22 protein-coding genes are annotated in these 24587 nt (G+C 66.1%); 10 read left to right on the top strand and 12 right to left on the bottom strand.

Annotation, left to right across the window (positions count from 1 at the left end):
• Positions 1 to 10: 10 nt before the first annotated feature.
• Positions 11 to 1039 (top strand): alpha/beta fold hydrolase, encoded by a 1029-nt coding sequence (locus MHZ91_RS04430; protein ID WP_175121240.1) that lies wholly within the window; start codon positions 11 to 13, stop codon positions 1037 to 1039.
• On the opposite strand, the gene MHZ91_RS04425 is transcribed toward MHZ91_RS04430, so the two are convergent.
• From MHZ91_RS04425 to MHZ91_RS04400, 6 genes are all read right to left on the bottom strand, one after another.
• Entirely contained in the window at positions 996 to 1901 is a 906-nt protein-coding gene (locus MHZ91_RS04425) for a carboxylesterase (RefSeq protein ID WP_239212627.1), read from the bottom strand. The two genes, MHZ91_RS04430 and MHZ91_RS04425, sit on opposite strands and share 44 nt — an antisense overlap.
• On the bottom strand, positions 1898 to 3070 hold the full coding sequence (locus tag MHZ91_RS04420) for a glycosyltransferase family 4 protein (RefSeq protein WP_239212626.1): 1173 nt from the start codon (positions 3068 to 3070) through the stop codon (positions 1898 to 1900). The genes MHZ91_RS04425 and MHZ91_RS04420 overlap by 4 nt, the downstream gene beginning before the upstream one ends.
• Entirely contained in the window at positions 3030 to 3986 is a 957-nt protein-coding gene (locus tag MHZ91_RS04415) for a glycosyltransferase family 9 protein (protein WP_239212625.1), read from the bottom strand. Before MHZ91_RS04415 ends, MHZ91_RS04420 begins: the two co-directional genes overlap by 41 nt.
• A 172-nt stretch (positions 3987 to 4158) precedes the next feature.
• Positions 4159 to 5262: a serine hydrolase gene (locus MHZ91_RS04410; protein WP_239212623.1), complete on the bottom strand. Its 1104-nt coding sequence runs from the start codon at positions 5260 to 5262 to the stop codon at positions 4159 to 4161.
• Positions 5263 to 5388: 126 nt separating this feature from the next.
• Positions 5389 to 6696: an ATP-binding protein gene (locus MHZ91_RS04405; RefSeq protein ID WP_218344140.1), complete on the bottom strand. Its 1308-nt coding sequence runs from the start codon at positions 6694 to 6696 to the stop codon at positions 5389 to 5391.
• Positions 6689 to 7390: a winged helix-turn-helix domain-containing protein gene (locus tag MHZ91_RS04400; protein WP_239212809.1), complete on the bottom strand. Its 702-nt coding sequence runs from the start codon at positions 7388 to 7390 to the stop codon at positions 6689 to 6691. The genes MHZ91_RS04405 and MHZ91_RS04400 overlap by 8 nt, the downstream gene beginning before the upstream one ends.
• 424 nt (positions 7391 to 7814) lie before the next feature.
• Between MHZ91_RS04400 and MHZ91_RS04395 the strand changes: the two genes are divergently transcribed.
• Positions 7815 to 8111 (top strand): hypothetical protein, encoded by a 297-nt coding sequence (locus tag MHZ91_RS04395; protein WP_239212621.1) that lies wholly within the window; start codon positions 7815 to 7817, stop codon positions 8109 to 8111.
• A 105-nt stretch (positions 8112 to 8216) separates the two neighbouring features.
• Here MHZ91_RS04395 and alaE read toward each other — a convergent pair whose 3' ends face one another.
• Complete coding sequence (alaE, locus tag MHZ91_RS04390; RefSeq protein ID WP_239212620.1) at positions 8217 to 8678, bottom strand: L-alanine exporter AlaE; 462 nt, start codon at positions 8676 to 8678, stop codon at positions 8217 to 8219.
• A 125-nt stretch (positions 8679 to 8803) separates the two neighbouring features.
• Between alaE and MHZ91_RS04385 the strand changes: the two genes are divergently transcribed.
• Positions 8804 to 9427: a glutathione S-transferase family protein gene (locus MHZ91_RS04385; RefSeq protein WP_175121233.1), complete on the top strand. Its 624-nt coding sequence runs from the start codon at positions 8804 to 8806 to the stop codon at positions 9425 to 9427.
• A gap of 26 nt (positions 9428 to 9453) precedes the next feature.
• Here the strand turns inward: MHZ91_RS04385 and sodC are convergent, their stop codons facing one another.
• The 4 genes from sodC to MHZ91_RS04365 all read right to left on the bottom strand — a co-directional run bounded on the left by sodC (position 9454) and on the right by MHZ91_RS04365 (position 13776).
• A complete protein-coding gene (gene sodC, locus MHZ91_RS04380; RefSeq protein WP_105239237.1) occupies positions 9454 to 9978 on the bottom strand; it encodes a superoxide dismutase family protein in 525 nt (174 codons plus the stop codon).
• Between the two features lie 169 nt (positions 9979 to 10147).
• Positions 10148 to 11476 carry a DUF445 domain-containing protein gene (locus MHZ91_RS04375; protein ID WP_239212619.1) on the bottom strand — a complete coding sequence of 443 codons (1329 nt, stop codon included), beginning with the start codon at positions 11474 to 11476 and terminating at the stop codon, positions 10148 to 10150.
• 78 nt (positions 11477 to 11554) lie between these two features.
• Positions 11555 to 12787 (bottom strand): AI-2E family transporter, encoded by a 1233-nt coding sequence (locus MHZ91_RS04370; RefSeq protein WP_239212618.1) that lies wholly within the window; start codon positions 12785 to 12787, stop codon positions 11555 to 11557.
• A gap of 56 nt (positions 12788 to 12843) precedes the next feature.
• Positions 12844 to 13776, bottom strand: a complete 933-nt coding sequence (locus tag MHZ91_RS04365; protein WP_175121231.1) for a LysR family transcriptional regulator — start codon at positions 13774 to 13776, stop codon at positions 12844 to 12846.
• Positions 13777 to 13983: 207 nt separating this feature from the next.
• Between MHZ91_RS04365 and MHZ91_RS04360 the strand changes: the two genes are divergently transcribed.
• The 7 genes from MHZ91_RS04360 (at position 13984) to MHZ91_RS04330 (ending at position 23543) form a co-directional block, all read left to right on the top strand.
• Positions 13984 to 16104, top strand: a complete 2121-nt coding sequence (locus tag MHZ91_RS04360; protein ID WP_239212617.1) for a 3-hydroxyacyl-CoA dehydrogenase NAD-binding domain-containing protein — start codon at positions 13984 to 13986, stop codon at positions 16102 to 16104.
• Between the two features lie 24 nt (positions 16105 to 16128).
• Positions 16129 to 17310, top strand: coding sequence for an acetyl-CoA C-acyltransferase (locus tag MHZ91_RS04355; protein ID WP_105239242.1), 1182 nt, complete (start codon positions 16129 to 16131; stop codon positions 17308 to 17310).
• Positions 17311 to 17319: 9 nt separating this feature from the next.
• Positions 17320 to 18516: an acyl-CoA dehydrogenase family protein gene (locus tag MHZ91_RS04350; RefSeq protein ID WP_239212616.1), complete on the top strand. Its 1197-nt coding sequence runs from the start codon at positions 17320 to 17322 to the stop codon at positions 18514 to 18516.
• A 9-nt stretch (positions 18517 to 18525) separates the two neighbouring features.
• Positions 18526 to 19659, top strand: a complete 1134-nt coding sequence (locus MHZ91_RS04345; protein ID WP_175183693.1) for an acyl-CoA dehydrogenase family protein — start codon at positions 18526 to 18528, stop codon at positions 19657 to 19659.
• 16 nt (positions 19660 to 19675) lie between these two features.
• Positions 19676 to 21604 carry an acyl-CoA synthetase gene (locus MHZ91_RS04340; protein WP_239212615.1) on the top strand — a complete coding sequence of 643 codons (1929 nt, stop codon included), beginning with the start codon at positions 19676 to 19678 and terminating at the stop codon, positions 21602 to 21604.
• A 48-nt stretch (positions 21605 to 21652) separates the two neighbouring features.
• Entirely contained in the window at positions 21653 to 22636 is a 984-nt protein-coding gene (locus MHZ91_RS04335; RefSeq protein WP_239212614.1) for a tripartite tricarboxylate transporter substrate binding protein, read from the top strand.
• Positions 22637 to 22856: 220 nt separating this feature from the next.
• Positions 22857 to 23543 (top strand): GntR family transcriptional regulator, encoded by a 687-nt coding sequence (locus tag MHZ91_RS04330; RefSeq protein WP_218344152.1) that lies wholly within the window; start codon positions 22857 to 22859, stop codon positions 23541 to 23543.
• A 69-nt stretch (positions 23544 to 23612) separates the two neighbouring features.
• Here the strand turns inward: MHZ91_RS04330 and MHZ91_RS04325 are convergent, their stop codons facing one another.
• On the bottom strand, positions 23613 to 24485 hold the full coding sequence (locus MHZ91_RS04325) for a LysR family transcriptional regulator (protein WP_239212612.1): 873 nt from the start codon (positions 24483 to 24485) through the stop codon (positions 23613 to 23615).
• Between the last annotated feature and the right edge of the window lie 102 nt (positions 24486 to 24587).

Below are 24587 nucleotides of genomic sequence, written 5' to 3'. Positions count from 1 at the left end.
AGTCACATGAATGACACGATCCCAACATCTCCGGCTGAGCGCACTCTGCGCGGGCGTGGCGCTTGCCGGCACCGCCATCGCGGCAGACGCCCCCAAGGTGCCGGACTACGGCCCCAACCTGGAGCGCTTTGAGTATCCGCACGAGGTCAAGCGGCTGGCGCTAGACACGCAAGGCCAGAAGCTGTCGATGGCCTACATGGACGTGGCCGCCGCCAAGCCCAACGGCAAGACCGTCGTGCTCATGCACGGCAAGAATTTCTGCGGCGCCACCTGGGACGCCAGCATCGCCGCCCTGAGCCAAGCCGGATACCGCGTCGTCGTTCCCGACCAGATCGGGTTCTGCAAATCCGACAAGCCGCAGGCCTACCAGTTTTCGTTTCATCAACTGGCCGCCAACACCCACGCCCTGCTCGATCATTTGAAAATAGACCGCGCCAGCATCGTCGGCCACTCCATGGGCGGCATGCTCGCCGCGCGCTACGCGTTGATGTACGGCCCGCAAACCGACGCCCTGGTGCTCGTCAATCCCATCGGCCTCGAAGACTGGAAACAGAAAGGCGTGCCCTACCGCAGCATCGACGACTGGTATCAGCGCGAGCTCAAGGCCAACTTCGAGGGCATGAAGAAGTACCAGCTGGGCACCTACTACGCCGGCCAATGGCGCGACGACTACGACAAGTGGGTCCTCATGGCCGCCGGCATGCTGCAAGGCGAAGGCCGCGAACGCGTTGCGTGGAACCAGGCGCTGACCTACGACATGCTCTACACGCAGCCCGTCGTGCACGAATTTGGCCAGATCGCCGTGCCTACCACGCTGCTCATCGGGGAAAAGGACAACACCGCCCCCGGCAAGGACGCCGCGGCGCCCGAGGTGGCAAAACAGCTCGGCAACTATCCTGAGCTGGGCCCGAAGGCGGCCAAGGCCATCCCGAATGCAAAGCTCGTCACGTGGCCGGAGCTTGGCCATTCCCCCCAGGTACAGGACCCGAAGCGGTTCAACGAAGCGTTGCTGAAGGCGCTGCCGGCGGCGAAGGGTTAAGGCATGTGTTGCTGACAAACGCCGCCACCCGCGAGACCACATCGCCGCACCCGCGGCCCATCGTGACCACGTGACGGCGATCTGTCAGCAACTGCAGCTGCACATTCGTGTTGCACGCCCTCTTCACGATCTTGAACGCGTCCGATACCGGCGCAACGTCATCCTGCCGCGCATGAATGACAAGGCACGGAGCGCGCAGCATGTGCAAGTGACGCGATACCGAGGCCGCCAGTTTGCGCATCTCGGCAAGCGACCCCCAGGGGAGGCGCGGCAAGCCCGCCGCGCGCTCCCGGCGCTGAAGCGCCCGATGCCGGCCTATGCCCAGTGCCCTCGCGGCCAGTAGCCGTAAGGCCACCCTCACCCGTTGCGGAACCGTCCGGCCGTCATGATGAAATACGGGCGACAGCGCCAGCACACCGGCCACGTGGAACGGACGTTCCTGCGCAAGGGCGAGCGCCAGCACGGCCCCCGTGGACACGCCGCCGACGATCACGCGATCAACCCGGCTCGCCAGCACATCCGCGCCACGCCGCACGCTGGCCAACCAATCCAGCCACCCTGCGCCCGCCAGATCCTGCACAGAGCCGCAGTGCCCCGCCAGCTTGACCACGAGCACCGCGTAGCCGTACCGATTCAGGCCGCGCGCCAGCTCGTGCAGCTCGCTTGGCAGGCCGCCCACCCGATGAATCAGAAGGACGCCCGTGCGTCCGTGTTCGCCATGGCCCGCCAGCAGATGCCCGCCGGCCATGGGTTCCAAAGGCTGCGGCGTTGCACCGCGCGCCGGGATCGGGCCATCGGCCGGCCGCGCGCACCCCACCGGCCCACCTTCCGCCACCTTGCAGATTGCGTCGACCACATTCATGCAGACGCCTCCTCGCACTTGTGGCCGTCAGAGGGCAAGCTGGCGCCCATGGCGCGTCGATACGCCGCGAGCGTGCGTAGCATCTGTTCGCCCAGGCGCAGGTGCGTATCCGCGAACGCCCGCGCATTGGCAACGATGGCGTGGGTACGCCAGGGCCGGTTTCGAATCTGCATGATGCAGTCGGCATAGCCCGCTATATCGCCGGGCGCGGCCAGCCAGCCCGTCTGGCCGGGCACGACGATCTCCGGCAATCCGCCCACATCGCTGGCAACGACAGGCCGGGCTGCGGCAAACGACTCGGGCACGATACGCGACCAGGCTTCCGTTGCGGATGGAACCAGCACGACATCCGCCGCGCGGATCATGTCAGGCACATCGGTGCGGTGACCGGCAAACACCACATAGTCCGAAATGCCAAGATCGATCGCCAGACGGTAAAGCGCATAGGCATAGGGTTGCGTGCGAGCGGTCGCCATGCCTACGACGAGCGCCACCGCCGGCACCCCTCGGATGCGCAGGCGTTGCACGACGTGAAGCAGATCAGCCTGCCCTTTTTCTGGCCGCAGCATCCCGATGGTGGCGACGACGTATGCGGCTCTGGGCGTGGGCACCCCGAGGGCGCGACGGATGTGCAGGCTCGCATCGAGCGCGTCATTGGGCGAAAAGAACGGGTCCCCGGCCCACTCCCCGACAACGCTGATCCTGTCTTCAGCGGCCAACCGGGCCGCCAGCAGCTCCTGTTTGCCGACTTCGCTGGTTGCGATGACGTGATCGCACCCGATCGCCCATTCCAGCCGGCGACGCAGGGAGGAACGCATGGGTTTGGCGAAGTGACGCGTCCGGACGACGGCGCACAGGTCACGGCAGAGCGCGGCGGTCTTCGCGTCGGCACGGCTGTGACTGTCGATGACCTCAATGCGAAGGAATCGGACGGCCCGGCGAAGCGCCAAGACGGTCCGAATCGAGTACGCGGGATTGAAATCGATGTCTATGGTCGTCAGCTTGCGCTCGCGCGCGGCGTGGCTGACGGCACTGTTCGAGGGCGAGGCGATCGCGACTTCGTAGCCACGGTCGTGCAGCCAGCTAGCCTGCTCCAGCGTGCGGAACTCCAGGCCGCCGAGGCTGCGCTCAGCGAGCGTATGCAGAATGCGCATGATGATCCAGTACATCCAGGCAGGCGGGAAGCACCTCACCGGGCGTGATCGAGTTGATGCCGCTCTGGGGGTGCCGTGGGACGACGAACGCCGACCCGGGCCGTTGCCAGAACCACTCGGGATTCGCCTCGTTGAAGATGCCGACATAGGGCACACAAGCGCCCTGCGCGATATGCGAGGGACCGCAGTCATTGGCCACCACCAGGCGCGCGCGCAACATGACGGCGCTCAATTCCGAAATGGGCCGGCAATAGGCAATGGAAAAGTCGGGCCGTTGCATCGCCTGCAGGGCTTCCCGCTCGGCGTTTTCCTGCTGCCCAAGCACGAACAGAAAGCGGGCGCCGGCACTCAGCAGCGGCTTGAGCCTATCGGCCAGCCTCACGTAGTTTGCAAGGCTCCACCGCTTGAAAGCGCCCGCGCCACCCCCGGGGATCATCACCACGTCGGCGCCCAGCACCGAGTGCACGTGCGGACGAGCGAGCATCTGGAAGCACGCGCGCGTTGCGCCTTGCAGGTTGAACGGCCGATATGCGGCCAGCACGCGCAGATTGGCTTGGCCGATGTATTCCGTGACGTCCTTGCGGTGGCAATGCGTCCAGGCCAGGTCGCTGATCCGGGCGTTGCGGAACCCCAAACGGATCGACGGCGGGCGCAGCAGGTTGACCACGCCGAAGCGCTCGCTGCTGTGATGCAGGCTGACGGACAGGCGCGTTTCTTTTCTCAGACTGCGCAAATAATCGAAGAACGTAGCCGCGCGCACGAACTCATCGACCCAGGGCAACGCGCGGTAGAAGCTGCCCACGTCGTCACGCGCGACCACCTTGATGCGGCGCGACGGCCACCATGTCTTGAGCTGATACAGCGTCGGCATGGCGACGATCTGGTCGCCAAGCTGCGGCTTGCTTCTGACATACACAACGATTTCCGACACCTGCGGCCTCCCTGCTGATTGCACGGCCGGTCGGCCGCTGGCGGGCAATGTATCGGCAGGTGGCCGGCATAATTCCGGCGTCCTTTGAACAATTGTGAAGAAGTTTGCGCGGCCCTTAAAACAGCTTCACATGTTGTCCGCGGCGCATTGCGACAGCCGCCCCGGGCGGCGACTACATGCCATGCCTGGCCTGGCGCATCAGGCGCATCGTCAGCGTCGCAACCGAGCCGACCAGCGCCTCGCCCGAATCCGCATTGCTCATGACCATCACGGCAAGTCTGTCCTGCGGCGCAACGACCCACCGCGAGTGGAACGCTTCCGTCGCACCGCTATGGTCGCGTAGCGAGGTCGCGCTCACCAATTCGTCGCCGCAAGGCGCGGCCAGCCATGACAAGGCAAGGCGGCAATCCAGATCCATGCTGCTAACGGCCACGGTTTCCAAACCCAGCAACGTCTGCGCGGATCGCTCGGACAGCACCTGCCCGGCCCCGGATCCGGCGCCGGCTCTGCCTTGCCCGAACAGCATGCTGGAAAAGCGCGCCATCTCGGACGCGCTCATCCACAGGCCATCTGCCGCCGCGTTAGGCTGTGGCGCTTCCGCCCAGGGCTGGCCGCGCCGGTAGCCGGCCGCCCGATGCCCCTTCATGCGCTCGTGCGGATGAAATCCCGCGCGCGGCATGTTCAGGGGTCGAAGAACGGTGCGCCTCACGTACGCGTCAAGCGGTTCTTGTGCCGCATGCGCCACCATGTCGCCCAGCAAGGCATACGCCATGTCGGCACGGGCTCGGCCCATCGTGTCTTCCAGCGTGGCCGGATGCACGTCCAGCAGCGTGCGGGCGGTGAACGGCGCAGCATCCATCCACTGCGCGGCGTCGCGGCGCGGTTCGAGGCGCCCGTACGTCAAGGCGTCGTCAGCCGGCCGGTCCAGCGACAGCAAGCCGTCGTCCGCGGCGCGAAGCACGGCCGCCGCCGTGACGACCTTGCTGATGGCGCCCACGCGATACAGTGTGTCGCCGGTCGCCCCTCGATGCCGGGCCGTGTCCGCGTACCCGAAACCTGTGCTCCAGACGATGCGCTGATCGTCCACGACCGCAATGGAGAGGCCGGGAACCTTGGACACGTCCATTTCGTAAGGGATGCGCTCGGTCAGGTAGTCGACCACCGCCGCATAGTCCCCTTTCAGGATCGTCGCGGGCGCGGCGGGTGGCAACCCCTGGCAACCGCCCACAGCGACGAAGAGCGATCCGATGGCAATCAGGCGGGCAAGCGAGAACATGGATGACGGCAACCCCGTGAAAGAGAAATGCCGAGATGCTATCGATGCGCCACCGCGCGATCCTTCCTGCTTTGTAGGGAGTTTGTGAAGATCTTTGCGCGTGCGTTGTGCGCGCGCCAGGTCAGGTCAGGCGGCGTGCCAACGGATAACGAAGCGGGCGCCGCCCAGCGGACTGTCGGACACCAGCGCCTCGCCGTTGTGCCATCGGGCCACACGGCGCACGATGGCCAATCCCAGTCCCGTTCCCCCGGTGCCGCGCGCGCGGCTCTCGTCGAGCCGGATGAAGGGATCGAAAACCCGCTCACGATCCGCAGGCGGCACGCCGGGTCCGTCGTCATCCACCGTCAGCACGTAATGCAGAGGCTCTGGACTGGCCAGTCCAACCTGAACGTTTCCGCCGGCATGCCGGATGGCATTCTGCAGCAGGTTCAGCAACGCGCGCGTCATGTAACGCGGATGCAGCCGGACTTCGCCCGCATCACAGTGCGTCACCTCGCAATGCACACGCGCCCGCTCAGCCTCAAACGACGCGTGCTGCACAACGGAATCGAGCCAGCCGCGGGCATCCTGGGGCTGGAGCGGGATGTCGTCGCGCTTGTGCTCCAGGCGGGCGTACATCAGCAACTCCGATGCCATGCTGTCCAGCTCGGCGACATCGTTCTTCATTTCCTCGACAAGACGCTTGCGCGCAGCGGCGTCGGCCTCTTGCTCGATCATGTCCAGTTCGAACGACAACCGGGCGATGGGCGTTCGCAGTTCGTGCGACACCGCGTTGGTCAGCTCGCGCTGATTGCTGATCAGCGCACTGATGCGATCGGCCATCTGGTTGAACGTGTCGCCCAGCCCACGGATGCTGGAAAACCGCGACAATTCGGCGCGCACACGCAGGTCGCCCTGTCCCATCCGTTGCGCGGCGGTCTTCAGCGCTTCCAGATCGCGCCAGACCGGCAGCGCCCACACCAGCATGAATCCACACAACATCACGCCCAGGGCGGCGTAGATGGCGACGATCACCCACGTGCCGACCAGCGGCTCGGGCGGCAGCTTGACCATCAGCCACTGCGCGCCCGGACCGGGTATGGCGGCCACGAAGCTCATCTGGTCGTCGCGCAGGAAGAATCCGCCGGCGTCGATGGTGCGGCGTTCCACATCGGTCAGCGCAAATTCCGCCGCGTTGTAGTCGGCCGGATTCAGGACCTGCAACGCCAAACCGTAATGGGGCGCCAACGTGTTGCGCACGTAGTCGGGGCGCGCCTCGGGCGGCACATGGGCCAGTTCCTGCTTCAGGCTATGCAGCTGACCGCGCACGGCTTCACGCGTGTAGTTGGTTGTCTCGGACTCAAAGAGATAGTTCGCCGCCCGGTCCACCACTTCGTTCGACAGCACGAACCCGATGGCCAGCACCACGAAAATGCGCAGGACGAACCTAAGCATTGCCCAGCTCGTGGACCTTGGGCGAGAACAGGTAGCCCTTGCCCCAGATGGTCTTGATGCGCGCCGGGTCACGCGGATCGTCGTCCAGCTTGCGGCGCAACTTGCTGATGCACACGTCCACGGTGCGATCGAGCCCGTTGAACTCGATGCCGCGCACGGCGTTGAGCAGATCGTCGCGCGTCAGCACTTGGCCGGCCTGGCTAGCCAACGCCCACAACATTTCAAATTCCAGCGTCGTCAGGTCGACCTCTGCGCCGGCCAGCACGACCGCGCGGGTCTGACGGTCGATCGACAACGGTCCGAACACCAGGAGTTCAGGCTGCGTTTCAGCCTGGTTGTGACGACGCATCAGGGCGCGTATCCGCGCCAGCAGAACACGCGGTTCCACGGGCTTGATGACGTAATCGTCTGCACCGGATTCCAGACCCAGGATTTGATCCACGTCGTCTTCGCGGGCAGTCAGCATCAGGATCGGCGCAGACGAGAACGCACGCAGATCCCGGCAGACCTGCAGGCCGTCCCGGCCAGGCAGCATCAGATCCAGAATGGTGATGGCCGGCTCATGACGACGAAACGCATCCACCGCATGATCACCACGATACGCCTGAACAACATTGAATCCGTGCTGTTCCAGAAACTGCGCAATCAGGCGCGCCAGCTTCGCATCGTCTTCGACTAACAAGGCCTTGGTCATGGTGTGGAGACAGAGTTTCATGCACTGGCACAGTGCATTTTGGCGGCAAGCATATACCGAAAGAATTTCGGGTCGCGTGGGCGTTGTTGAGGGCAATGGGCGGAGCGGCATGCGCTGAACACCCCGCGCGCCGCAAACGTGGCGGGGCTTGCAGGCCATACATACCGTCAGAATTGTTACCGGTCGCCCGTGTACCTTTCTGATACATTGGCGCCTCAAAAATCATGAAAAAGCGAGGCCAGCCTCACCGCGCGGCAGCCGCCGTGCGTGAGACATGCACGCACAACGTCAAGCAACAACGTGCCGCGTTCAAGCGCCTCGGTCTCAATCGTCGATCTTCGGGGTAACAATCAAAATGAGAAAAATTGCACTGCTTGTGGTTTTGCCTGCGCTGCTCGCGGGTTGCACTTCCGCGCAGATGAGCATGATTACCGGCAAGCGGAACAAGACCTACAACGACGTCAATGCAGCATGGGTAGGCAGCACCGAAGAGCAACTGGTTTCCAAGTGGGGACCGCCCAAGAAGAGCTACACGCTTGAAAGCGGTGCAAGGATTATTTCGTACGAAGAAATCTGGGGCCCGATTTCGGCTTATCACGTGTGCGTCGAGAAGTTCATGATCGAAAAGGGCATCGTGACGAAGTGGGGTCTGTCGGGTTGCCCGGCGCGCATGACGGGCTCGATGCCGGCGGAAACGCCGATTCCGCAACCGACGATGTAAAACCCGCGTCGCAGATGCAATACCACCGACGCTCGATTAGTACCCGGTACACTTCAAGTCCGGGTACTCGTCGAGCGGCAATCACGACAGGCCCAAGCGCACGGCTTACTCGTTAAGCGACATCGGCCGCGACCCTCCCGGCGGCAGACCGAACACGCGCCTGATCGCATTCAGAAACGCGCCGTAAGGCCGGCCCAGCACCAGCATCATCACGGCCGCGCCCAATATCCCTCGCAACAGGCCCTCGCCCGATGCCCCGCTGATCGCGATGATCGCGGCGTAAATAGGCACCTGGAAAGTCATCAGCGCCACGCTATCCCAAAGCAGCCGGGACGCGCGCGTGTCCTTCGCGCGCCGCATTATCCAATCGCGCCAGAGACCGTAAGGCCTACCTACCGGAATCATCAGCGCGCCGCCGATCAGCCGCGCGTGGAACACCTGTTCCCACGTCATTCCCGCGATCCAGCGCTCGTTGATGATGCCTGTCGTTGTAAAGAACAGGATCAGCGCAACGGTGTCGGCAATATAGGAGCGCGTGGATAGCGGCAATGTGGTCTTGTCCGTCACGTGCCGTTCCCCCGGCATCTGTTCTGCCTGCCGGCGCCCGAATCTGTATATGGCGGCACGTTCCCCGGCCCGCTAGACTGCGACGACCTTCGATTCCGAAAAGCGCCCTGCCCGCGGTAGCCAACATGCTGAAAATATTGGGAAAAGCCTCGTCCATCAACGTGCGTAAAGTGCTGTGGACGTGCGCTGAACTGAATTTGCCGTTTGATCGCGAAGACTGGGGCAGCGGTTTCCGGCCCACGTCCGAACCGGAGTTCCTGGCGCGCAATCCCAATGCCATGGTGCCCGTGATCCAGGATGGCGATTTCGTGCTGTGGGAGTCGAACACCATCATCCGCTATCTGGCGGGCCAGTATCAGGGGCAACACCTGTATCCGGCCGAGCCGAAGCTGCGGGCGCGGGTGGACCAGTGGATGGATTGGCAGGCAACCGACTTGAACCGGTCCTGGAGCTACGCCTTCATGGCGTTGGCGCGGCAGTCGCCCGCGCACCGGGACGAGGCCGCCATCGAGGCGTCGTGCCGCGACTGGGCCCGGTTCATGGGGATTCTGGACCAGCGGCTGGCCGCCACCGGCGCTTATGTGGCCGGCGATGCATTCACGCTGGCCGACATTCCGGTGGGGCTGTCGGTGAACCGCTGGTTCGAGACGCCGTTCGAAAAGCCCGCGCTGCCAGCCGTGGCGGCGTACTACGACCGGCTGGCGCAGCGCGACGGCTACCGGCAGTACGGCCGCAACGGCACGGCTTGAGGAAAGCGCCCGCGGGCGCACTCCCCCTATTTCACGACGCCGCAAACGATACGTCCGCCTCCGCCGCCCAACGGCTCGGGCTTGTCGCTGTAGTTGTCGCCGCCAGCGTGGATCATCAACGCCCGGCCCTTCACGTCAGCCAGCTTCAGGTGCGGCGCAAGCACGGTTTTCGTCGCGCTGCCATCGGCCGCGACGGTGAGGAACGGCAGGTCACCCTGATGTCCGTCGGTCGCCATCGGCCCCTTGTGCGCCTTGGTGCCCTTGGGATCCAGGTGCCCGCCCGCACCGCCGCCCGGCGCGGTCTTGCCGCTTACCGGGCCGGGCTCGCACGAGCCTTTCTCGTGCACATGAAAGCCGCGCTCGCCGGGCGGCAGACCTTTGAGGTGGGGCGTGAATTGCAGCCCTTCCTTGGTGTCTTTCAGGGTGATGGTGCCGGCGCTCTTGCCGACGCCATCGGGCGTCAGGAACGACATCGAGACGTCTTCGGCCAGCGCCGCGCTGGACGCGCCCGCCAATGCCAGCGCCGTGACAAGCATCGAGAATTTCTTCATGAATTGCCTCCTGGAAAGATGCCCGCAAGCTGCGGGCGGCCATCGGTAAGGCGCGCCTCGCGCAGCCGGCGGCGCAGATGAAGATAGCACCGGGGCCGGGCGGTCCGCCAGAAAACTTCGTTCCTGATACAAGGTTGTGACACGGTGTGGGGAAAGGCCGAAGCCCCGCCTAGCCGTTCACGATGAGGACCACCGCATGCAGCAGCACGCCGATCAGGCCGCCCACCAGCGTGCCGTTGAAGCGGATGTACTGAAGATCGCGCCCCACACTGAGTTCCAGTTCGTCGACCAGATGACGCTCGTCCCAGTTCTTGACGGTGCGCGAAATGTGCTCGGTGACACCAACACGCAGCCGTCCGGTCAGACGCCGCGCGCCGCCCAGGATGTGGTTGTTGATGGCTTCTCGCAGGCCGGGGTCTTCCCCAAGCTTGCGCGCCAGCGCCAGCAGCGCGCTTTCCAGATGCGCGGCCAGCGCGGAATGTTCGTCCGCCAGGTCGCGCCGCAGCGCCGCATGGATGTCGTCCCACAGGCCTTGAACGTATTCCTGGACCTTGGGGTGGTCGATGGCGCGCTGCTTCAGGGCTTCGACCTGGCTGGCCAGCGCCGGGTCGGTCTTCAGGCGTTCGATGTAGTTCATCACCCACGCCTCGTAGTCGCGGCGCACGGGGTGGTCGGGCTCGGACAGCACGTCGCGCAGCTCTTCGACCAGCGCGCGCGCCAGGCGGTCGGCCAGGTTGTCGGCGATGTTGTCGACGGACTTGACCACGTCAACGGCGGCGATGATGCGCGGCCATTCCTTGCGGGCGAACTTCACGAGCAGGGTCGACGCGCGCTCCTTGACGTCTTCCTCGGCCAGGTAGCCGCCCAGCCGTTCCATCGCGGCGTCCAGCAGCTCCTGGTGCCGCCCGTCGCGGGTCAACAGGCCCAGCACCTCGCCGGCGGTGCCCGCCGCATCCCAGCGGCGCAGATTGCTGACGACGAATTCCTGGATGACACCGCGCACGGCCCGATCGTCCAGCAGGTCCAGCGTCTGCAGCGCCACGCGGCGGGCCCCATCGCTCAGGGCGTGCGCCTGCGCGGGCCGGGCCAGCCAGCGGCTCAGCCGCGCGGCGGGATCGAAGACGCGCAGCTTTTCAATGAGGGTGTCGGGATCCAGGAAGTGATCGCGCACGAAGATCGCCAGGCTGTCGCCGATGCGGTCCTTGTTGCTGGGAATGATGGCGGTGTGCGGAATGGGCAGACCCATCGGCCGCCGGAACAGCGCAACCACGGCGAACCAGTCGGCCAACGCGCCAACGGTGGCTGCCTCACAAAACGCCCGCACCCAGGCCCACGCGCCCTGCCCGCCCATGACGTGACTGGTGATGAAGCCGCTGACCATGGCGACAAGCAGCGCCAGCGCCCCGATCTTCATGCGGCGCAATTGCGCGCGCCGCGCATCGGCATCTAGCGCGGTGTGCGCGCCGGCGATTCGTTGAGGTTGCGTAGTGTCGGTCATGAAGGATCCGGTGGTGCAAGCCCCGAGCATACCAATCGATGGCGGCCCGGCCATTGCACCCGGGAACCGCCATCCGCCCTACTCGCTCAGGAACTCCGACAACGCCTCCAACCCTTCGATATGATCGGCCACCACCTTCGCGATGAAGGCAATGGGCACGGACAGCAGCGTTCCCCAGATGCCCCACAGCCACGTGAATAGCAGCAGCAGGATGAACACGGCCACGGCGTTCATCCGTGCGATGCGGCCAGACATCCAGGTCGTGACGACGACGCCCATCAACAACGCAATGGCGACGGAACTCATGGAGATGGCCAGTGCGGGACCGAGCTCACCGAACTGCACCAGTCCCGCGACGCCAGTGCCGACCGCCGTCATCAGCGGGCCGAAGTACGGGATGATGTGCAGCGCGCCCGCCACCACCGCCCAGGTCGCAGCGTTTTCCAATCCCAGCAGGCGGAAGGCGCCCCATGACAGCAGCCCCAGCGCCACATTGGTCACCAGCATCATCGCCATGTACATGTGGATCGAGTTGTTGATCTGGTCCAGCATGTGCACGCTGATCTTCTTTTGCGACAACGTCTTGCCGGCCATCTTTACGAACTTGCGCTTGAACGCGTTGCCCGACAGCAGCAGGAAGAAAACCAGGAACACGCACATGGTGGCCTGCCCGACGAAGGTGGCCAGCCCCTTGGAGCCCCACAGCAGGATGTCGCTCAGCCCGCCGTCCGACTTGGCCACGACGACGCGACCGCCGGGCTTGGGCGCACCCGACTCCTGCAGGATGCTTGCTGCGTTGCGCAATTTTTCCATCAGGGAGCCGTCGCCGCTCAAGAGGCCGCCCAGCGTGCGGGACAGCTTGCTTGATATCTCGGGGAGCGCATTGATGATGTCGGCGACCTGGTCCTGCGTGACGTAGATGACGCCCACGATCCCGACGGCGATGGCCGACATCACGATGACGGTGCCCAGCGAGCGCGGCACGCGATATCGCTCCATCAGGGCGACGACGGGATCCAAGGTATAGGCGACCACAATCGCCATCACCACCGGAACGATGAATTCCTGCCCCGCCTTCAGGCCAAACAACACGGCAAGGACAGTCAGCGTCACCAGACAGAAGCCGCTGACGCGCACGAGCGGCGTGGGCGACGGCGGCTTGATGAGGCCGGCGTCCTGCGCCGTGACTTTTTCCTCGGAAGGATCGGTCTTTGCCGCCGCCGGCTCGGCCTTTTTTTCGGCGGCCTCGGCCGCTACGGGTTCCGGGCCTTCCCTCTGCGGCGAAGTGACCACTGGCGTCGCGCTGTCCATCTTTCCCCTCACATCCGTTTTGCGAAGGCCGTCAGCAAGTTGCGTGCCCGGCAGGTTCAGCCGCTGCTGATTGCCAGCAGACCCGGCTCGCCCTCGTGCTGCCGCTGCGCCCGCTCCAGGATGAATTCAATGATCATTGCGAGCGCCCGCGGATGGTGTCGATTCGGCATGTACAGCATATACATGCCGCGCCCAAAAATGCTCAAGCGCCAGTCGGTCAGCGCGGGGACAAGCTCGCCGCGCGCAATGTCCTCGTGCACCACATAATCCGGCACCACGCCGACGCCCAGGCCCGCGCGGATGGCGTCGCGCAGGAAGGCATAGTTGCGGGAAATGACGGTGGGTTCCAGGACGACATGCTGGCGGGGCTGGCCGCCGTAGTACGCCGACAGGCGCAGCGGCCGGCCGATCACGGCGGCGCTGATGACGGGCGTGCCGGCCAGGTCTTCGGGCCTCTGGGGAAGCCCGCGGCTTTCCGCGTAGTCCCTGGACGCACAGGCCACGTAGCGGACCTGGCCGAGTTCGCGCGCGACCAGATGCTGCGGCGGTTCGGACATGATGCGCACGGCAATGTCGACTTCGTCGCGCAGCAGGTCTTCGACGCTGTTTTCAAACAGCACGTCCAGCACGATGTCGGGATAGGTTTTCTTGAACTCAAGCAGCCAGGGCGTCATCACGAACTGCCCGTAGCCGCTGGGCACGCTCAGGCGCACCTTGCCCTGCGGTGTCTTGCCCAGTGTTTCGATCGATTCGCGCGCGGCTGCGAGCTCATCCTGGATGCTGCGCCCGTGCTTGTACAGCTTCAGGCCGATCTCGGTGGGTTCCACGCGCCGCGTCGTGCGCCGCACCAGCTGCATGCCGACCGAACGCTCCAATTGGCTCAGGTGATAGCTGACGTTGGCGCGCGTCATCTTCAGGCGGCGCGCGGCCTCGCTGAGATTGCCCGCGTCCAGGATTTCGACCAGCAGGGTAAGGGATTTGGTGTCCATGGCGGCGCTCCTTGCCGTGCATTGTCAAATTTTCTTGTCCGTAGTGTCAATTATCGATGTCATTGTCAAGACATCTTTGCTGCGAAAGAATAAAGCCATAAGAGACGGGCCACCCCTGGCCCGCCAAGGCTCCGTTCGCGCCAGGCGTCGGCGCACCGGCATGCCGGCGCGGCGCGCGAGCAGGAAGCATCAATGGAGACACTGTCCATGACAGACAGCGCAAGCACCGGCGCGGCCCAGACGCGCCGCTACGAAGACATTCTGGTCATCGTCATCGATCATCCCCCCGTGAATGCGTTGAGCGCCGCCGTGCGTCGAGACTTGTCCGACGCCATCGCACAGGCGCAGACGGACGCGCGGGTCCGCGCGATTCTGCTGATGGGCGCTGGCAAGAACTTTATCGCGGGCGCGGACATCCGCGAGTTCGGCAAGCCGCCGCAACCGCCCCTGCTGCCCGACCTATGCAACCAGATCGAAGCCAGCGACAAGCCCGTCGTGGCGGCGCTGCACGGCGCAACGCTGGGCGGCGGGCTGGAGATTGCCTTGGCGGCGCACTATCGCGTGGCGCTGGCCACCGCCAAGCTCGGCCTGCCCGAAGTGAACCTGGGCCTGTTGCCCGGCGCGGGCGGCACGCAGCGTGCGCCGCGCCTGATGGGCGCACAGGCCGCGCTGGACCTGATGCTGACCGGCAAGCACTTGCCCGCGGAGGCCGCCCTGGCCTCGGGCCTGGTCGACGCGCTGTCCACTGAGGAAGATCCGCTGGATGCAGGTCTTGCCTACACGCGCGAACTGCTGGCGCTGAACGCCGGCCCGCGCCGCACCCGTGATGCGGCCGAGGCTCTCTCAGACCGGCAAGCGCAACTGGCGGTGGTGGATGCCGCCGCCGAACGCGTCGCCGCTACCACCCGCGGCCTGTACTCGCCCGCAAAGATCGTCGACGCGGTGCGCGCAGCGACCGAACAGCCCTTCGACGAAGGCCTGCGCATCGAGCGCGCGCTCTTCCTGCAATGCCTGGACAGCCCGCAGCGCGCGGCGCTGGTCCACGCGTTCTTTGCCGAGCGCGAAACCGCGAAGATCCCCGAGCTGAAGGAAGCGCGCCCGCGTCGTCTTGAGCGCGTGGGCATCGTCGGCGGCGGCACCATGGGCGCGGGCATCGCCGTGGCGGTGCTGGATGCGGGGCTGCCGGTCGTGATGGTGGAACAGGACAAGGCCGCGCTGGCGCGGGGCCGGGCGCGCGTCGAACAGGTGTACGACCTGCTGGTCAAGAAAGGCCGGATCACCGCCGACGACCGCGCAGCGCGCATGGCGCGCTACACCGGAGCCACCAGCTATGACGCGCTGGGCGAGGCCGACCTCATCATCGAAGCCGTGTTCGAGGACATGGCCGTCAAGCAGGCCGTCTTCGCGCAACTGGATCGCATTGCCAAGCCTGGCGCCGTGCTGGCCACCAACACCTCTTACCTGGATGTGGACCGCATCGCAGAAGCGACGCGCGGACCGGCCGACGTGTTGGGGCTGCACTTCTTCTCGCCGGCCAACATCATGAAGCTCATGGAGATCGTGGTCGGCCGCCACACCGCGCCGGACACCGTGGCAACCGGCTTCGAGCTGGCGCGACGGCTGCGCAAGATTCCCGTGCGCGCGGGCGTGTGCGATGGCTTCATCGGCAACCGCATCCTGGCCGTGCACCGGCAGGCGGCGGACATGATGATGGAGGATGGCGCCTCGCCTTATGACATCGACGCCGCCGTGCGCGCGTTTGGCTATCCGATGGGCCCGTACCAGATGGCCGATCTGGCCGGCGGAGACATCGGCTGGGCGACGCGCAAACGCCGCGCCGCCACCCGCGACCCGGCGCTGCGCTACGTGCAGATTCCTGACCGCCTCTGCGAGCGCGGCTGGTTTGGTCAGAAGACCGGCCGCGGCTTTTATCTGTACCCCGACGGCGCGCGCCAGGGCACGCCGGACCCGGAAGTGCTTGCCATCATCGACGAAGAACGCCGCCGCGCCGGTGTCACGCCGCGGCCGTTCACGCAGGAAGACATCCTGCGCCGCTACCTGGCCGCGATGGTCAACGAAGCGGCGAACGTGCTGCACCAGGGCATCGCGCTGCGCCCGTCCGACATCGACGTCGTGTTCCTGTCCGGCTATGGCTTTCCGCGCCACCGCGGCGGCCCGATGCACTACGCCGACAGCGTGGGCCTGCAAAGCATTCTTGCCGACATCCGCAGTTATGCGAAGGAAGACCCCGCGTTCTGGAAGCCGTCGCCGCTGCTCGTGGAACTGGCCGAGTCCGGCCGCACCTTCGGCAGCCTGAACGCCGCCTGATCCGAATTCATCCTAGGAACCCTCATGCGTGAAGCCGTCATCGTTTCCACTGCCCGCACCCCCATCACCAAGGCGGGGCGGGGCGAATTCAACCTGATTGCCGGGCCCACGCTGGCCGCGCACGCCGTGCGCGCCGCCGTGGACCGCGCCGGCATCGACCCCGCGCTGATCGAAGACGCGTTCATCGGCTGCGGCTATCCGGAAGGCGCCACCGGGCGCAACATCGGCCGCCAGGCCGTGATCCGCGCGGAGCTGCCCGTCAGCGTCGGCGGCGCCACCATCAACCGCTATTGCGCATCCGGCCTGCAGGCGATCGCGTCGGCCGCGAGCCGCATCGTGATGGACGGCGCACCCGCCGTGATTGCGGGCGGCGTCGAGCTGGTGTCGCAGATCCGCACCCGCGACGATGGCGTCAGCGGCATGGACCCGTGGATCGTCGCCAACAAGCCCGAACTCTATCTGCCCATGATCGAGACCGCCGACATCGTGGCTGCCCGCTACGGCATCAGCCGCGAGGCGCAGGACCGCTTTGCCGCGCAAAGCCAGGCGCGCACCGAGGCCGCGCAAGCCGCGGGCCGCTACCGCGAGGAAATCATTCCGGTCACCACCACCATGTCCGTCACGGACCGCGCCACCGGGGCGGTCACCGAACGCGAAGTGACGGTGGACAAGGACACCTGCAACCGTCCCGGCACGACTTACGAGGCGCTGGCCGGCCTGGCGCCCGTGCGCGGCGAAGGCCAGTTCGTCACGGCGGGCAATGCCTCGCAGTTGTCCGACGGCGCCGCCGCCTGCGTGCTGATGGAAGCGGCCGAGGCGCAGCGCGCCGGCATCCGTCCGCTGGGCGCGTTCCGCGGCCTTGCCATCGCCGGCTGCGAGCCGGACGAAATGGGCATCGGCCCGGTCTACGCGGTGCCCAAGCTGCTGGCGCGCCACGGCCTGAAAGTGCAGGACATCGACCTGTGGGAGCTGAACGAGGCCTTTGCCTCGCAGGCCCTGTATTGCCAGGAAAAGCTGGGCATCCCCATGGACCGCCTGAACGTGGACGGCGGTTCCATTGCGCTGGGTCACCCCTTCGGCGTCACCGGCGCGCGGCTGGCTGGGCATGTCCTGATCGAAGGCCGCCGCCGCGGCGCCCGCTATGCCGTCGTCACGATGTGCATTGGTGGCGGCATGGGCGCGGCCGGCCTGTTTGAAATCTACTGAGAGACCCGCATGGATCTGGAATTCACCCCCGAAGAAATCGCCTTCCGCGACGAAGTGCGCGCCTTTCTGGACGCCAGGCTGCCCCGGCGTCTGGCGGACAAGGTTGGCGAAGGCAAGCTGCTGACGCGTGACGACATGACCGAATGGCACGCGATCCTGAACGCGCAAGGCTGGCTGGCCACGCACTGGCCCGAGGAATACGGCGGCACCGGCTGGACGGCTGCGCAGAAGTACATTTTCGACAACGAATGCGCACTGGCCAACGCCCCGCGCATCGTGCCGTTCGGCCTGAGCATGCTGGGGCCCGTGCTGATCAAGTACGGCACCGAGGCGCAGCGCCGTTACTGGCTGCCGCGTATTCTCGACGGCTCGGACTGGTGGTGCCAGGGCTACTCCGAACCCGGCGCGGGCTCGGACCTGGCGTCGCTGAAAACCACCGCCGTGCGCGATGGCGACTGCTACGTCGTCAACGGACAGAAGACGTGGACCACGCTGGGCCAGTACGCCAACATGATCTTCTGCCTGGTGCGGACCTCGCAGGAAGGCCGGCGCCAGGAAGGCATCAGCTTTCTCCTGATCGACATGAACAGCCCGGGCATCGAAGTGCGCCCCATCATCACGCTGGACGGTGAACACGAAGTCAATGAAGTGTTCTTCTCGGACGTGCGCGTGCCCGTCGAGAACCTGGTGGGCGAGGAAAACCGCGGCTGGACGTGCGCCAAATATCTGCTGACCTATGAGCGCACCAACATTGCGGGCGTGGGCCAGTCCACGGCCGCGCTGGAACGCCTGAAGGCCGTGGCCGCGCGCCAGAAGCGGCATGGCCGCCCGCTGACCGAAGACCCGGATTTTGCTGCGCGGCTGGCGCGCGTCGAGATCGAGCTGGCCAACATGCGCACGACCAACCTGCGCGTGGTCGCGGCCGTGGCCGGCGGTGGCGCGCCCGGCGCGGAGAGTTCAATGCTGAAGATCCGCGGCACGCAGATCCGTCAGGAGATCAGCGCCTTGAACCGCCGCGCCATGGGCCCGTACGCGCGCCCCTTCGTGCCCGAGGCGCTGCACGATGGCTACGATGCGCCGCTCATCGGCCCGGACGGCGCCAACAGCGCCGCAGCGCAGTACTTCAACAACCGCAAGCTGTCGATCTTCGGCGGCTCCAATGAAATCCAGAAGAACATCATCTCCAAGATGATCCTGGGACTGTAAGGGCTGGCCATGAATTTCGAACATACCGAAGACCGGCGCATGCTCTCGGACATGCTGCGCCGCTTTGTCGCCGAGCAATACGACTTTGCCACCCGGATGCGCCATGCCGAATCGCCGCAGGGGTACAGCCCTGAATTCTGGCAACGCTACGCAGAGCTGGGCGCCATCGGCGCGCTGTTCACCGAGGCGGACGGCGGGCTGGGCGGCGCGGGCTTTGACATCTCTGTCGTCTTTGAAGCGCTGGGCCGCGGCATGGTCGTAGAACCCTTCCTGGATGCGGTGATGGTGGGCAGCGCGATCGCATCAAAGGGCACGCCCCAACAGCGCGAGGCGCTGGAAGGCCTGATCGCCGGCAGCCTGACCGCCGCGCTGGCCCACGCCGAGCCGCAATCCGGGTACGACCTCAACCAGGTGCAGGCGCGTGCGCAACGCAGCGCCGACGGCTGGGTGCTCAATGGCGCCAAGGCCGTCGTCTACGCGGGCGAACACGCGGATCTCTTCCTGGTGTCGGCGCGCACGTCGGGCGCTGATGACGATGAGGCCGGCATCAGCCTCTTTTTTGTGACCAAGGCCACGCCCGGCCTGAGCCTGCGAGGCTACGGACTGATTGACGGCGGGCGCGCCGCGGAGCTGGTGCTGGACAACGTGCAGCTTGGACCCGGCGCGTTGCTGGGCGAGGCGGACGCCGGTTACCCGTTGCTGGAGCGCGCCGTGGGACGCGGCATCCTGGCGCTGTGCGCGGAGGCCGTCGGCGCCATGGACTGCGCGCGCGACGCCACGCTGGAATACCTGCGCACGCGCCGCCAGTTTGGCGCACCGCTCGGCAGCTTCCAGGCCTTGCAGCACCGCATGGCCGACGTGCTGCTGGAGATCGAACAGGCGCGCTCGGCCGTCATCAACGCCGCCGCCGCCGTCGACCACCCCGACCGTGTCACGCGCGAACGCGCGCTGTCGGCCGCCAAGGTCACCATCGGGCGCATCGGCACGCTGGTGGCCGAAGAATGCATCCAGCTGCATGGCGGCATCGGCATGACCTGGGAGTTGCCGCTGGCGCACTACGCCAAGCGCCTGGTCATGATCGACCATCAGTTGGGCGACGAAGACCACCACCTGCGCCGCTACATTGCGCTGGGGCAGGCATGAACGCGGACGCACGGCCATGATCGAATCCCGTTCCGCCACCCTCTCCCGCCCCTTCGCCGCGCCGTTCCCGGTGCGCACCGCAGAGGACGTCCAGCGGCTGCAGGCGCGGCCGCTGGAAGAAACGCTGACGGTGCAGAGCACCTACGAAATTTTCTGCAATTCCGCGGCCGCGTTCGGTGAACGGCGCGCGCTGACCTTCCTGCGCAGCGCGGATCCCGCCGACGACGCCATCAGCTGGACCTATCAGGACCTGCTGGCCGGCATCCACCAGACCGCCAACCTGCTGCACAGCCTGGGCATCCGGGAAGGCGACGCCGTGGGCGTGCTGCTGCCCGGCTGCCTGGAGTACCACCTTGCCCTCTGGGGCGGCGAGGCGGCCGGCATTGTTCAACCGCTCAATCCGCTGCTCACCGAAGACAAGCTGGCATCGCTGATGACGACGGCCGGCGCCAAGGCGCTGATCGCCTATGGATCCGACGTGGAGTGCGGCTCGTGGTCCAAGGCGCTGCGTCTGATGGAGCGCGTGCCGCCCCTGAAGTCGCTGTTGCGCGTGGCGCCGTGGCATGAAGCCGAAGCGGACCGCCCCGCGCTGCCGGACTTCGCGCTGAATTTCAATGCCGCGCGCGCGGCCCAGCCTTCCGACCGGCTGGTCAGCAAACGCGTCATCCGCGCCAGCGACGTGGCGGCCTACTTCCACACGGGCGGCACCACGGGCGCGCCCAAGCTGGCGATCCACACGCACGCCAATCAGGTGTTTTCCGCCTGGGCGGCCGTGCAACTGCAAAACGCAGGTCCCGGCGATGTGGTCATCAATGGCTATCCGCTGTTTCATGTGGCGGGCGTGCTGCCGGCATCGCTGGCGGCCTTGTCGTCCGGCGTCGAAACCGTCATTCCCACCACCCTGCTGCTGCGCAACCGCGACGTGCTGCGCAATTACTGGCGCCTTGTCGAAAAGCACCGCGCGACCTCCCTGCAGGGCGTGCCGACCATCCTGGCCGCGTTGGCGGAGGTGCCGCTGGCCGGCGCCGACATTTCATCGCTCCGTTACTGCCGCACCGGCGCCGCACCCCTGCCCGCCGAGCTGGCCGCGCGCTTCAAGCGCCTCTTCGGCCTGCACGTCAGCGAAAGCCTGGGCATGACCGAAATGGCGGGCATCACCTCGATCTCGCCCCCCGGCTGCGAATTCCCCGTCAACTGTGTGGGGTTCCCGCTGCCGTATGTGCAAATCCGCATCGTCAGCCTGGACATGCCCGCGGGCCAGCCCGCGCGCGATCTGCCGCCCGGCACGCCGGGCATGGTGCTGATCAAGGCGCCGAACGTCATCCCCGGTTTTCTGGACCCCGACGACACCGCGCGCGCCTTCACCGAAGACGGCTGGCTCATCAGCGGCGACGTCGGCCTGATGGATGCCGAAGGCCGCCTGCATCTGCAGGGCCGCGCCAAGGACCTGATCATCCGCGGCGGCCACAACATCGACCCCAAGACCATCGAGGACGCGCTTGCCAGACACCCGGCGGTGCAGCTTTGCGCGGCAGTCGGCGCCCCCGATGCCTACGCGGGCGAATTGCCCATCGCCTTCGTCACGCTGGCCGAAGGCAGCGAGGTGACCGAGGCGGAATTGGTGGCTTACGCCGCTGAGCACGTGGACGAAGGCCCCGCACGGCCCAAGCGGGTCGTCGTGCTGGACACCATGCCGATGACCAACGTGGGCAAGATCTACAAACCCGATTTGCGCCGCCTGGCGACCGCCGTGTCGGTCGAGGCCGTGGTGGCGCGCACCCTGCAAGCGGCTGGCCGCGCGCAAGACGATCCCGTCTTCCGCGTGCTGGCCGATGCGCAACCGGATGTCGCCGTAGAAGCCCGCGCCGGTGCGCCCGCGCCGCTGAAAGCCCAGCTGCGCGAAGCGCTGTCCCGGCTGCCCGTCAAGGTCGACTTGCGCGACTGACCGGCCGCCCATAACAACCATCAGGCAAACCACCAGGAGACAAACAATATGAATCGACTTCCCCTGCGACGCGCTGTCCTCGCCACCCTGACGCTCACGCTGGCAAGCGCCGCGTTGCCCTTTTCCGCCAGCGCCCAGACCGACTTTCCCACCAAGCCCATTACCCTGATCGTGCCCTTCCCGGCCGGCGGATCCACCGACCGCCACCTGCGGATCGTTGCGCAGGACGCTTCCACACACCTGGGCCAGCCCGTCATCGTGGAAAACCGGCCAGGCGCCGGCGGCACGCTGGGCACGGCGACCATGGCCAAGACCGCCAAGCCGGACGGCTACACCATCGCGCTGTACACGCTGGCGATGCTGCGCATGCCCTACATGCAGAAAAGCAGCTGGGATCCGATCAACGATTTCACCTTCATCCTGGGCCTGTCGGGCTACACCTTCGGCTTCACGGTGCGCTCCGATTCGCCGTACAAGACCTTCAACGAATACATCGAAGCGGCGCGCAAGGCGCCCGGCAAGATCGATTACGGCTCCACCGGCATCGGCTCGTCGCCGCATTTGATCATCGAAGAGATCGCCATCAACGCCAACGTCAAGCTCAACCACGTGCCGTTCAAGGGCAACGCCGACATGCAGCAGGCGCTGCTGGGCGGCCATGTCATGGCGCAGAGCGACGCCACCGGCTGGGACCAGTTCGTCGATTCCGGCAAGATGCGCCTGCTGGTCACCTTTGGCGAAAAGCGCACCACGCGCTGGCCTGACGTGCCGACCGCGCAAGAGCTGGGCTACAAGGTTGTGTCCACGTCGCCGTATGGTCTGGCCGGTCCGAAGGGCATGGACCCGGCGGTCGTGAAGATCCTGCATGACGCGTTCAAGAAGGCGCTGTTCGACCAGGCCAGCATGGACGTCATGAAGCAGCTCAATCAGGAACCGGCCTACCGCAGCAGCGAGGACTACAAGGCCTGGGCGCAGGCCACCTTCGTCAAGGAAAAGGCATTGATCGAAAACCTGGGGCTGATGGCCAAGTAGCGGGCAAGCTGGCGGGACGAGCAAGTGGGACGGACGCCGGGAGGACAGGGGCAGGCCGGCAGGCGCTGGTGCCCCGGTCCCCGCGCAGCGCGCAGCCCCGCACCCTTAGCGTGCAGCGTGCAGACAGATTTTGTATGCAAGAAATGTCTGCCGCCCCGGCCGCCTTTTGTTAGACTGGCTGCCCGACGATTTCCCGCTACCGGCAGCCCTGCCGCGCCTCATGAATCAGGACGTCCAGCCAGACCCCAGCGCCGACGACATCGCCCAGGAAGTGTCCGCCGCCATCGTGGCGCACAAGCTTCCGCCCGGCACCCGACTGCGCGAGGAGGCCCTGGCCCGGGTCTACAAGGTCAGCCGCACCAAGATCCGCGCCGCGCTCCTGATGCTGTCCAAGGACAAGCTCATCAACATCGTCCCCGACAAGGGCGCCTTCGTCAGCAAGCCCGATGCGAACGAGGCGCGCGAGGTCTACGCCGTGCGCCGCATCCTGGAAGCGGCATTGGCCCGGGAATTCGTGGCCTGCGCCAAGACCGCCGACTTCCGCCGCATCGATGCGCATCTGGCCGAGGAACGCCGGGCCCTGGAAAGCGGCGACGTGCAGGCGAGAAACCGGTTGCTCAGCCAGTTCCACATCCTGCTTGCCGAAACCGTGGGCAACTCGGTGCTGACCGGCATGCTGCGCGAATTGTCGGCGCGCAGCGCGGTGATCACCGTGCTGTATCAAAGCTCTCACGACGCCAATTGCTCGTCGCGCGAGCATCACGCCTTCATCGAGGCGGCGCGCGCCGGCGACGCCGATCGCGCCTGCGCGCTGATGGACGAACATCTGGAGCACGTGCTGGCCGCGCTGGATTTCAGCGGTGACCGGCAGGCGGGCAGCGATCTGGTTGCCGCGCTGCTGAGCTGAGACGCGGCTGAGCTGGCGTGCTGCGCACCTGAGACGCGGCTGGCCTGACGTGCTTTCCGCTCCGCGGCGCTATCCCACCCGCAGCAATTGCTCCATGCGCTGCTGAAGCCAGCGTTCCGTCTCGTTCAACACGGCCCCTTGCAGCCACAACGTGCGCACGGACAGCATCGGCAACGCCAGTTCCGCGCACGGCACCGGCGTCAGCGTGGTGCTGAAACTCTCGTATTCCGCGATATTCAACGGCAGGATCGCAAAGCCCAGACCGTCGGCCACCATGCCCGCGATGCTGTAGAAGCTGTCGGTGCGCCACACCGTGGGACTGAGCACCATGTCCTCCACGCCTTCCATCTGCATGACAAGCTGGCGATGCCGCGCCAGGTCTTCGCGCGACACCTGCGGCAGCGCAGCCAGCGGATGGCCAGACGCCACGAAGATCCCTTGCGCCACGTTGCCCAGCGAACGGTGCGCAAAGTCGCTGCCGGGGTCGCCCCGGTCGAAGTGGAACGCGATGCTGGCCCGGCCCTGCCGCACGTAATCGGCGACCTCGGTAGCGGTGCCGTTCAACTGCGTCAGCTCAAGCGCCGGGAATCGCTCGGCCAGTTCCAGCGCCAGCGCGCCTAGCACCAGATACGGCAAGGCCTCGTCCAGCGCAATCGACAGTCGCGCCTCCTGGCCACCGGCAAACGCCAGCGCGCGCTGCGACAGCCCGCCCGCCTGCCGCAGCAGTTCTTTCGCTTCCCGCAGCATCACCTCGCCGGCCGGCGTCAGCACCGCATTGCGGCGCGACCGGTCAAAGAGTCCCACGCCCAGATCCGCCTCCAGCAGGCCCACCGCCGTACTGACCGCGGACTGGGCGCGGCCGATGCGGCGCGCCGCCGCCGAGAACGACCCGGCCTCAGCCGCCGCCACGAATTGCCGTAATTGGTCCAAGGTCCATTGCATGGTGACCTCCTTTCAATCCATCGATTTTATAGATGCAATCCAACTTTTTATGGCGGATATGTAGATGGATAATGCCAACCCGTGATCCCGAGCGCGCACGCC

Origin of the sequence: Achromobacter sp. ACRQX (assembly GCF_022346505.1) — a bacterium.
Lineage (GTDB): Bacteria > Pseudomonadota > Gammaproteobacteria > Burkholderiales > Burkholderiaceae_B > Achromobacter > Achromobacter animicus.
The sequence above is the reverse complement of the archived record's forward strand: the minus strand, read 5'-3'. Positions and strand labels throughout refer to the sequence as shown.